Raw genomic sequence first — 8,415 nt, 5'->3', positions numbered from 1 at the left:
GCCCTGCCGGGCTAATTGCATCAGCCCCGCCGCCTGATTCGGCGGAGCTCCTCCGCCGTTCGGCAGCGTCCCTGCTTGTGCTGCTCCCCAGGCGGCCGTCCCGGCATTCGACCCGGGCGCTGGAGAAGCGGTGCCCCCCGCAAGCAAGGGGGATGCCGATTGCCCTGTCTGAGCCGATGAGCCAGCTGCTGCCGGGCCTGAGCGGGGTTGCCCCTCGTTCCCGGTCATCTCCGGCCCCAATTGGCGCAAAAAGCTGGCGATCTGCTCCTCCAGCGAGGACAGCAGGACGTGCAGCGGAGGGCCAAAAACAGCTTGATGCAGCCCCGCTACCGTTTCACCGGTGATCGGAAGTCCCCGTCCAAAGGCGATACCCACCGCCTGAATCCACTCCGACAATGGTACTCCAGCCGGCTTTAGCCCGGAGACCTTTTGCAGGAGCGCAAAATTTTCCCGTGTTAATGGAATTCCGTTTTTCTGCATCATCTGCAGGAATTCCCGGTTCGCCGGCGAATTCTCAAGTCCCAGCGATTCGAGCGCCTTGGCGAGAGAAGCAGGAGACAGGACAGTCCCCGGGTCTGCGGAAATTGGCTTCAAGACCGCCAGTCCGTCCTTCGATTCCGGCTGCACCTGCAGGAGCGTCGTTTCTCCTGGACGCATCGGCGTCTCCAAGGCAGCGTGAAGCTTCACACCTTGGACCTGAATGACGGCCACTTGCTCATCATCGGAGACGGACAACACCGTGCCGCGGACCACTTGCCCCGTCTTGAGTTCCAGCGATTTCGCTTCCCCGGAACGAACGTCCCCCATCATACTGCGCAGCAGCGGTCCGATATTCATAAGCTCCCCCCTTAGACTGGATTGAAGATATGGAAAACCCGCCTCCATCGACAGCGGGTAAGAAAGGCCGGTTAAAACAAAGTTTGTTCTTCAACGAACAAATTGCGCATAAAGCTCTTGCGATGCATGGGCGTTGGCCCCAATGCCAGAAGCTGTTCACGGTGCAGCTTGGTTGCATAACCTTTATGTACGGCGATTCCGTATTCCGGATATCGTGCATCCCATTCGCCTTGGCACAAACGGTCACGTGTCACCTTGGCAACGATCGAAGCGGCTGCGATCGACTGACTGGTGGCATCCCCTTTGATTACTGAAAGTTGGGGAATGGGCACATCCACCTTCTCTGCATCGATGAGCAGATATTCCGGCTGAATCGACAGTTGTTCTACCGCCTGCTTCATCGCCCGCCTTGTCGCCTGCTTAATATTGATTTGGTCAATGGTCGCCGCATCCACGGATCCGATCCCCACGGCAATCGCCTGCTCCATAATGAGATCAAACAGCTTCTCCCGCTTCTTGGCGCTTAATTTCTTCGAATCGTTAACGTCCTCAAGCACGAGCCCCTGCGGCAAAATGACCGCAGCCGCTACCACATCTCCAAACAAGCAGCCTCTGCCCACTTCATCGATCCCCGCAATATGCGAATATCCCGCTTGCCAATACTCGCGCTCATATTTTAATAAATCTTCCATAATGCCTCCCTTTACTCGCGAAACTCCCCCCGTGGTGAGCTGTTCTATGTTGTTCTCTTTCTCTAGATGCGAAAATGAGGGTTCCACGCCTGGAGCGCATCCATCATCCTATCGGTTTCATCTATGTTTTACGATGCTTCCCTTATTTTATCGGCAATCCTCTTTCGATTCTACAGCCTTTCGCTAAAAAAACAAGCCGCCGACAATCTGAAGTAGAAACTTCAAACTGCCAGCGGCATGCATTTATTAATAGGGGGATTCTAACGAATATCGGCCCAGCTTGCCGGCTCTCAATTCGCGAAGCAATATCCCCGATGCTTTCTCCAAATCCACGCGTCCACCGCTGATAAGGCAACCGCGTTTTCGCCCCACTGCTTCCATGATCGCAACGATTTCGTCCGGATCGTCGAAGTCTCTCGGCGGTTGATCCAGTTCAAACCGTTCTTTGAACGGTTCCCAGTAATACCGAACTAAATATTTTACGGCAAAAAAAGCGATGTCTTCCACATTCAAAATCTCTTCGCGGATCGCTCCGGTTACAGCCAGTCGGTAGCCGACGTTCTGATCTTCAAACTTCGGCCACAAAATGCCCGGCGTGTCGAGCAACTCCATCTCCGTCCCTACCTTAATCCATTGCTGACCTTTAGTGACGCCGGGTCTGTCGCCGGTCGCCGCAATTTTACGACCCGCTAAACCATTAATCAGCGTGGATTTCCCGACATTTGGGATTCCGACAATTAAAGCGCGAACCGCCCGAGGCTTGATACCTTTGGCGATTTGCTTCTCGATCCGCTCCTTCAGCAGCTCCTTGGCCAAGCGGGGAATTTCCTTTAGGCCTTGCCCGCTTGCCGCGTCGGCTTCAACGGCCAGATGCCCTTCTTCTTTAAAATAAGCGATCCACTGCCGCGTCACCGCAGGATCGGCCAAATCGGATTTATTTAAAACAATCAAGCGCGGCTTGCCTTGCAAAATCTCATCGATCATCGGATTTCGGCTCGACAGAGGCAACCTCGCGTCAAGGAGCTCGATGACCACATCGATCAGCTTCAGCTTCTCTTGGATTTGCCGGCGTGCCTTGGTCATGTGGCCGGGAAACCATTGAATTGTCATATACCTTCACCTCACTGTCCCAAGAACGCGCCTTCTCTCACGTTTCTCCCATTCTACTTTCCCAGCATCTAGTGCCGGATCAACTTCAGGTCCGACAGCGGCCAGAACACCAAATCTGCCCGACCTACGATGTCTTTATATGGTACGTAACCGATCCGTCGGCTGTCCGTACTATTCGAGCGGTTATCCCCCAGTACAAAAACGTATCCTTCCGGCACCGTTCCATCCGGAACCAGCTCGTTCGGAAAATTCGCCTCCGTATTGTACAGCTCGTTATTATTATGCTTCTCTACCACAACATCTTTAATGTATGTTTCATCTACAACCTTCCCGTTGACCGTCACCGTATCCCCTTCCACTTGGACGGTATCTCCAGGGACGCCGATGACCCGTTTGATGAAATCCCGGCCTTCCGACGGAACGTGGAAAACAATGACTTCACCGTGTTTTGGAGCGCGGATATCGTAAATGATCTTGTTCACGATGATCCGTTCCCCCGTATGAAAGTTTGGTTGCATCGACGGGCCGTCGACAATAAACGGAGCAAAGAAAAGCCAACGAATCAGGAGAACCAACACAATGGCGATGGCGATAGCTTTCAGCCACTCCAACGCCTCACTTTTTTCCTTCTTGCCCGCAGGCGGCGTTTGCACCGCTCCTGGCCCGTCTGGCGACTGCTCCACCCGTCCGGAAGACGGCGAAACCTCCGGATAACCCTGACGTTCATGCTTCTCCATGGATCGTGACCTCTCCTTATCTCATAAAATATGTACTGGAGGTAGTGAATCTCGAAACTTCCCGAAGAAAAAGCAAAGGGGCTTGATTGGATACAAGCCCCCTCTTCGTTAACGAAAAATTAACGACGTACTTCTTTAATTCTCGCTGCTTTACCGCGAAGTTCACGAAGATAATACAACTTCGCACGACGCACTTTACCACGGCGAGCCACTTCGATTTTATCGATTTTCGGGGAATGAAGCGGGAAAGTTCTTTCCACGCCTACACCGTTCGAAATTTTACGAACCGTAAAAGTTTCGCTAATTCCGCCGCCACGACGCTTAATCACAACACCTTCGAACAATTGGACACGTTCACGAGATCCCTCGATAACCTTAACGTACACTTTCAAAGTGTCACCAGGACGAAAGCTCGGAATATCCTTGCGAAGCTGTTCTTGCGTAATCGCTTGTACGATATTCATCTAGGACTCCCTCCTTCCACTCAGGTGTTCATGCCTCTTCCAAAGAACCTCTTGTTCTTCTTCATCATCCGCAGCGGACCACCGAATTCACAACAAATTGAATTGTACCATAATCTCATAGGCTTCGCAAGAAAAATATAAGGTTAACAACGCAAGGGTTAACAGGGGATATCCTTAAATTTATCTTATCCGATTTTGAACAAAAAAATGCCTCCAATCCCTTGGAGGCGAACGTTTTAACCTTAAATTAAAGCAATCGCCAAGAGCGTGAACAGGCTCAGCGTCAAAATTTCGTCGGCCGCTCCATAAGGACCGTACCCGTAGCCACCATAGTAGGGCGGATAAAATGCCGAGATTTGAGCCCGGCCTTTCCCCGATTTTTTTAAATATACGTTGTTCCGGTCAACCTTCACAATCGTGCCTTCGTGTACAGCCCCATCACGGGTTAAAATCCGAACACGCTTCCCCATGCATTGTAAGCAATTATAATATATCTCTTCCATTCCCTTGTTCCCCTTCCTTATGCAAGCTAATGCATAGTATGAGAGCAGTGGACGAACGGTATGGGCGACTAACGGTTTGAGGCAACTGTCTTGATAGCTTGCGCGGTATAAAAAAGGAACAGGCAAAATTCAATTGAAATTTGCCTGTTCCTTCGGTTTGCTAAAGATCGGAGTAGCGGGATTCGAACCCACGGCCTCACCCACCCCAAGGGTGCGCGCTACCTGACTGCGCCATACCCCGATAATCACTCATGGTGGTTAACGATTTGCCGTTCAACGTTAACCTTATGTCAATCGCGTAGTTCCATTATAAGCCATAAGCGCGCACCCTCGCAAGAGCTTAGGCGCAAGCCTAAGACCCAATCTCTCTTGGATTAGGGCTAGTCCCTTCGTCCGATCTGCTCCCAGCAAAATAACCCACAAATCCTATATCATTAGATAAGCTTCTATGTAATATTTTTAAAGGACGATAATCGATTGGAGGGAATCGAATGAAAAAGTTCGTACTCGCGGTTACGGCGTGTGCCTTAATTGGCTCGGCATCCGTGGCGGGGGCTGCTCCTGCGGTAAAAACGGTCAAAGCGACCATCAAATACTTCAATTACGTGGTGAATGGGCAAACCAAGCTGACCGCGGATGCGCTGGTCTTTAATGGAACGACTTATGTCCCGATTCGTGAAGCCGCAAGCTTGTTTAATTACAGCACAACCTACGATGGTGCGACCAAAACGATTTCGTTCAGTTCAAAGAAGGAATGGATCACCTTATCCGATCTGATCGCTGCAAACCCGCGCCTTTCCGCTTCGCAATCTGAAGATACCGCCAATGTATACGTTGTTCGCGCGGGAGGCGAAACCGCATTTAGCCTTAATGCCGCAAACCTTAAGGATGGAGAAACGACTTCTGTCGTTACGAACAAGTCTCATTTGATCACTGTTAAGAAAGAGCTGGGGTCGATTGTGTTAAGCAAAAAAGACGTCATCGCCGCCGGATATATCGTCGAATCATTCGAATAAGCAAAACCCTCGGTAAATCTACCGGGGGTTTTTGGTTTTGATGTAGGCTAACAAATCGTAACCACTTTTTTGGAGAGAGCGAATAAAATAGATCTAATAGAGAAAAATAGGAGTTTGTGGAGAAATGAGAAGAAGATTAGCAAAGTATGTACTATTTTTCGCAGCAATTTCGATTTTTGTGTATTCGGCCGCAGTGACCCATCCGAATACGGTAATGGCCCGTAAGGCTTGTACCACATGGGATATGGTAAAAACGAAGGTGTTTACTTCAAGCCATGCGAAGCATGAGGAATATCCCACCCTGCCGAAGGACTTTGCGGTTGCCCCAGGCACCGCCGCACAAGTGCCCGTACTGATGTATCATTACATAACCCCGAAGCAATACAATCAAGAGCCTGGCAACAAATCCATCATCAATCTTGAGGCTTTTGAAGCAGAGATGGCCTATCTGCATGAGCAGGGGTATTATACCGCCTCTTTAAGCGAACTTGAACAATACGTCAGAGGACAAATCTCCCTGCCGGCCAAGAGCGTGGTGATTACCTTTGATGACGGCTATCAAAATAACTATATTTACGCTTATCCGATTCTCAAAACCTATGGATTTAAAGCAGCCATCTTTGTCATCGGCAGTAAAATCGAAGAAGAAACCCAAAACTTTGATCCCACGAAGAAAACGTATCTTTCAAAGGAAGAAATCCATGCTGCGCGCGATGTATTCGAGTTTCACAGCCACACGTACAATCTGCATTACAAAGGCTTTCAAAAATGCGGGGTTGCTGCATCCGCAGGGCTAGACTCCACGTTGATCCAAGCCGATATCGACAAGATGAAGGAAAATGGGGTCGACTCTCCTTACTTTGCTTACCCGTATGGCGAGAAATCCCAACAGATGATTTATGAGCTGCAGGAGAACGGCTACCGCATGGCTTTCACCGTTCGCCAGGGCTTTGTTCAACCCGGTGACCGGTTAATGGCTTTAAACCGCTTAACGGTCACATCGGACACAGACATGGAGAAGTTACTTAATCCTTCCCTTTCGGAGCATTAGCTTTGATTTCTTCCAGCCAGCGCAAGTCCTTAGGGGATAACTCCACCTTCTCAAGCAGATCGGGGCGTCGCTCCCACGTCCGCCGTAACGCTTCCTTGCGCCGCCATTCATCGACGTTGGCATGATGTCCACTGAGCAGAATATCCGGCACTCTCCAGCCGCGAAACTCAACGGGACGTGTGTAATGCGGGTATTCCAGCAGTCCGGTGCTAAACGAATCGGTGACCGCGCTTGTTTCATTGCCTAACACCCCGGGCAGCAGGCGCGTCACACTGTCGATGACAACCATCGCCGGCAGCTCGCCGCCGGTCAGCACATAATCGCCGATCGATAACTCGTCGGTGACCAAATGCTGGCGAATCCGTTCGTCGTATCCTTCATAATGGCCGCAAATAAAGATCAGGTGATCTTCCTGGGCCAATTCTTCCGCCTTCTTTTGCGTAAACGTCTCGCCTTGCGGACACATCAGGATAATGCGCGGTGGACGAACGGAAGGGTTTGGCGTCAGGTCAGGTTCTGCAGCAGCTGCCGGATCTTTCACTGTATCTCCGGTTTCCCCATCAACCTCCCGTCCAAGCAAATCTTCAACCGCACGAAAAATCGGTTCCGGCTTCAGCACCATCCCTCCGCCGCCGCCATAAGGCGTGTCATCGACGGTCCCGTGTTTATTACCCGCGTAGTCCCGGAAGTTAATGGCGTTGAATGACACAATGCCCTTGTCCTGAGCTTTGCCGAGGATGCTGCTGCCAAATACGCCGGCGAACATTTCAGGAAACAAGGTCAACACATCCACGCGCATCCTACAACAGTCCTTCCATCATATGCACTGTAATGATTTTCTCCTTCACGTTGACGTCCAATACAACGTCATCGATCACCGGAAGCAGCAGCTGTTTACCGTTTGGCAGCTTGGCCACCCAAACGTCATTGGCGCCGGGCCGCAAAATCTCCACGATTTCACCTAACTCTTCCCCCTCATCGGAAACAACTCTGCAGCCGATGATTTCATGGAAATAATATTCGTTTTCCGGAAGCTCCACCGATTCCGCCTTGCTCACCTTCAAGTCACGGCCTTTGAACCTTTCCACATCGTTGATGTTGGAGAATTCGACGAATTTGACAATATACATCTGTTTGTAAGGCCGCGCCGATTGTACGGTGACCTCCAGCCGTTCCCCGGTTTCGGGATGAACGATCAGAAGCCGGCTTTTCGGAGCAAAGCGCACCTCCGGAAAGTCCGTCTGCAACAGCACGCGAAGCTCCCCGCGTATCCCGTGTGTATTTACGATTTTGCCTACCGTTAACAATGAATCCGACATATTAACCTCCCAAGTGCTATCTCCTCGTCATACTCGCAGCTTGTCCTAACTGCCAGGATCCTTCTGCTTCAGCATGTACGAAAAAGGGCTAGGACAAACATCCTAACCCGCTTTCGTCTACCATTATGAAGTTACCGTTCAAGACATGATATCCACGGTGACCCGCTTATCCATCTTGACCGCTGCCGATGCTACGACGGTGCGAAGCGCCTTGGCGATTCTCCCCTGCTTGCCAATAACCTTCCCTACATCGTCGGGATGTACGGAAAGCTCATACACAATCAGGTGGTCCTTCTCCACGACATCTACGCGCACGTCGTCCGGATGATCAACAAGAGCCTTCGCAATAACGCCGACTAATTGTTCCATTTACGACCCTCCGAATCAGCAATTATTTCTGCTGTCTAAGCTCATGGAATTTCTTCATAACGCCTGCTTTGCTCAGCAGATTGCGAACGGTATCGGATGCTTGTGCACCGTCTTGGAGCCATTTCAATGCTTTCTCTTCATCGATGTTGACTACGGCCGGCTCAGCAACCGGGTTGTAGTAACCAATCTCCTCGATAAAACGACCGTCACGCGGGGAACGGGAATTCGAAACCACGATACGGTAGAAAGGAGCTTTATGAGCACCAATACGTTTCAAACGAATACGAACTGCCACGAAATTCACCTCCTTCTAAGAA

General features: G+C 50.7%; 11 protein-coding genes, 1 tRNA gene and 1 pseudogene. 2 read left to right on the top strand and 11 right to left on the bottom strand.

The window, feature by feature from the left end:
• The 7 genes and pseudogenes from POTG_RS24170 to POTG_RS01310 form a co-directional block, all read right to left on the bottom strand.
• Window positions 1-837 (bottom strand): annotated as a pseudogene (locus tag POTG_RS24170) (flagellar hook-length control protein FliK); the annotation flags it as partial.
• A gap of 71 nt (window positions 838-908) precedes the next feature.
• Window positions 909-1,529 carry a ribonuclease HII gene (locus tag POTG_RS01335; protein ID WP_009222987.1) on the bottom strand — a complete coding sequence of 207 codons (621 nt, stop codon included), beginning with the start codon at window positions 1,527-1,529 and terminating at the stop codon, window positions 909-911.
• A gap of 246 nt (window positions 1,530-1,775) precedes the next feature.
• Window positions 1,776-2,639 (bottom strand): ribosome biogenesis GTPase YlqF, encoded by an 864-nt coding sequence (ylqF, locus tag POTG_RS01330; protein WP_009222986.1) that lies wholly within the window; start codon window positions 2,637-2,639, stop codon window positions 1,776-1,778.
• Between the two features lie 68 nt (window positions 2,640-2,707).
• Entirely contained in the window at window positions 2,708-3,376 is a 669-nt protein-coding gene (gene lepB, locus POTG_RS01325) for a signal peptidase I (RefSeq protein ID WP_009222985.1), read from the bottom strand.
• A 119-nt stretch (window positions 3,377-3,495) separates the two neighbouring features.
• Window positions 3,496-3,840: a 50S ribosomal protein L19 gene (rplS, locus tag POTG_RS01320; RefSeq protein WP_009222984.1), complete on the bottom strand. Its 345-nt coding sequence runs from the start codon at window positions 3,838-3,840 to the stop codon at window positions 3,496-3,498.
• 242 nt (window positions 3,841-4,082) lie between these two features.
• Window positions 4,083-4,343: a hypothetical protein gene (locus POTG_RS01315; RefSeq protein WP_009222983.1), complete on the bottom strand. Its 261-nt coding sequence runs from the start codon at window positions 4,341-4,343 to the stop codon at window positions 4,083-4,085.
• Window positions 4,344-4,510: 167 nt separating this feature from the next.
• Window positions 4,511-4,584 (bottom strand) — tRNA-Pro (locus tag POTG_RS01310).
• A 250-nt stretch (window positions 4,585-4,834) separates the two neighbouring features.
• On the opposite strand from POTG_RS01310, the gene POTG_RS01305 reads away from it, so the two are divergent.
• Together POTG_RS01305 and POTG_RS01300 are read left to right on the top strand one after the other, a co-directional pair.
• A complete protein-coding gene (locus tag POTG_RS01305; RefSeq protein WP_009222982.1) occupies window positions 4,835-5,359 on the top strand; it encodes a stalk domain-containing protein in 525 nt (174 codons plus the stop codon).
• 124 nt (window positions 5,360-5,483) lie between these two features.
• On the top strand, window positions 5,484-6,410 hold the full coding sequence (locus POTG_RS01300; RefSeq protein ID WP_009222981.1) for a polysaccharide deacetylase family protein: 927 nt from the start codon (window positions 5,484-5,486) through the stop codon (window positions 6,408-6,410).
• Here POTG_RS01300 and trmD read toward each other — a convergent pair.
• The 4 genes from trmD to rpsP form a co-directional block, all read right to left on the bottom strand.
• Complete coding sequence (gene trmD, locus POTG_RS01295; protein WP_036643734.1) at window positions 6,385-7,209, bottom strand: tRNA (guanosine(37)-N1)-methyltransferase TrmD; 825 nt, start codon at window positions 7,207-7,209, stop codon at window positions 6,385-6,387. The two genes, POTG_RS01300 and trmD, sit on opposite strands and share 26 nt — an antisense overlap.
• A 1-nt stretch (window position 7,210) precedes the next feature.
• Window positions 7,211-7,729, bottom strand: a complete 519-nt coding sequence (gene rimM, locus POTG_RS01290) for a ribosome maturation factor RimM (protein ID WP_009222979.1) — start codon at window positions 7,727-7,729, stop codon at window positions 7,211-7,213.
• Window positions 7,730-7,867: 138 nt separating this feature from the next.
• Window positions 7,868-8,098: a KH domain-containing protein gene (locus tag POTG_RS01285; protein WP_009222978.1), complete on the bottom strand. Its 231-nt coding sequence runs from the start codon at window positions 8,096-8,098 to the stop codon at window positions 7,868-7,870.
• 22 nt (window positions 8,099-8,120) lie between these two features.
• Entirely contained in the window at window positions 8,121-8,393 is a 273-nt protein-coding gene (rpsP, locus tag POTG_RS01280) for a 30S ribosomal protein S16 (protein ID WP_009222977.1), read from the bottom strand.
• Window positions 8,394-8,415 lie beyond the last annotated feature (22 nt).

The sequence above is a fragment of the Paenibacillus sp. oral taxon 786 str. D14 genome (assembly GCF_000159955.1).
GTDB classification, from domain to species: Bacteria; Bacillota; Bacilli; order Paenibacillales; family Paenibacillaceae; genus Fontibacillus; species Fontibacillus phoenicis.
Note: the sequence above shows the minus strand (reverse complement) of the source record. Positions and strands in the feature narration are given on the sequence as shown.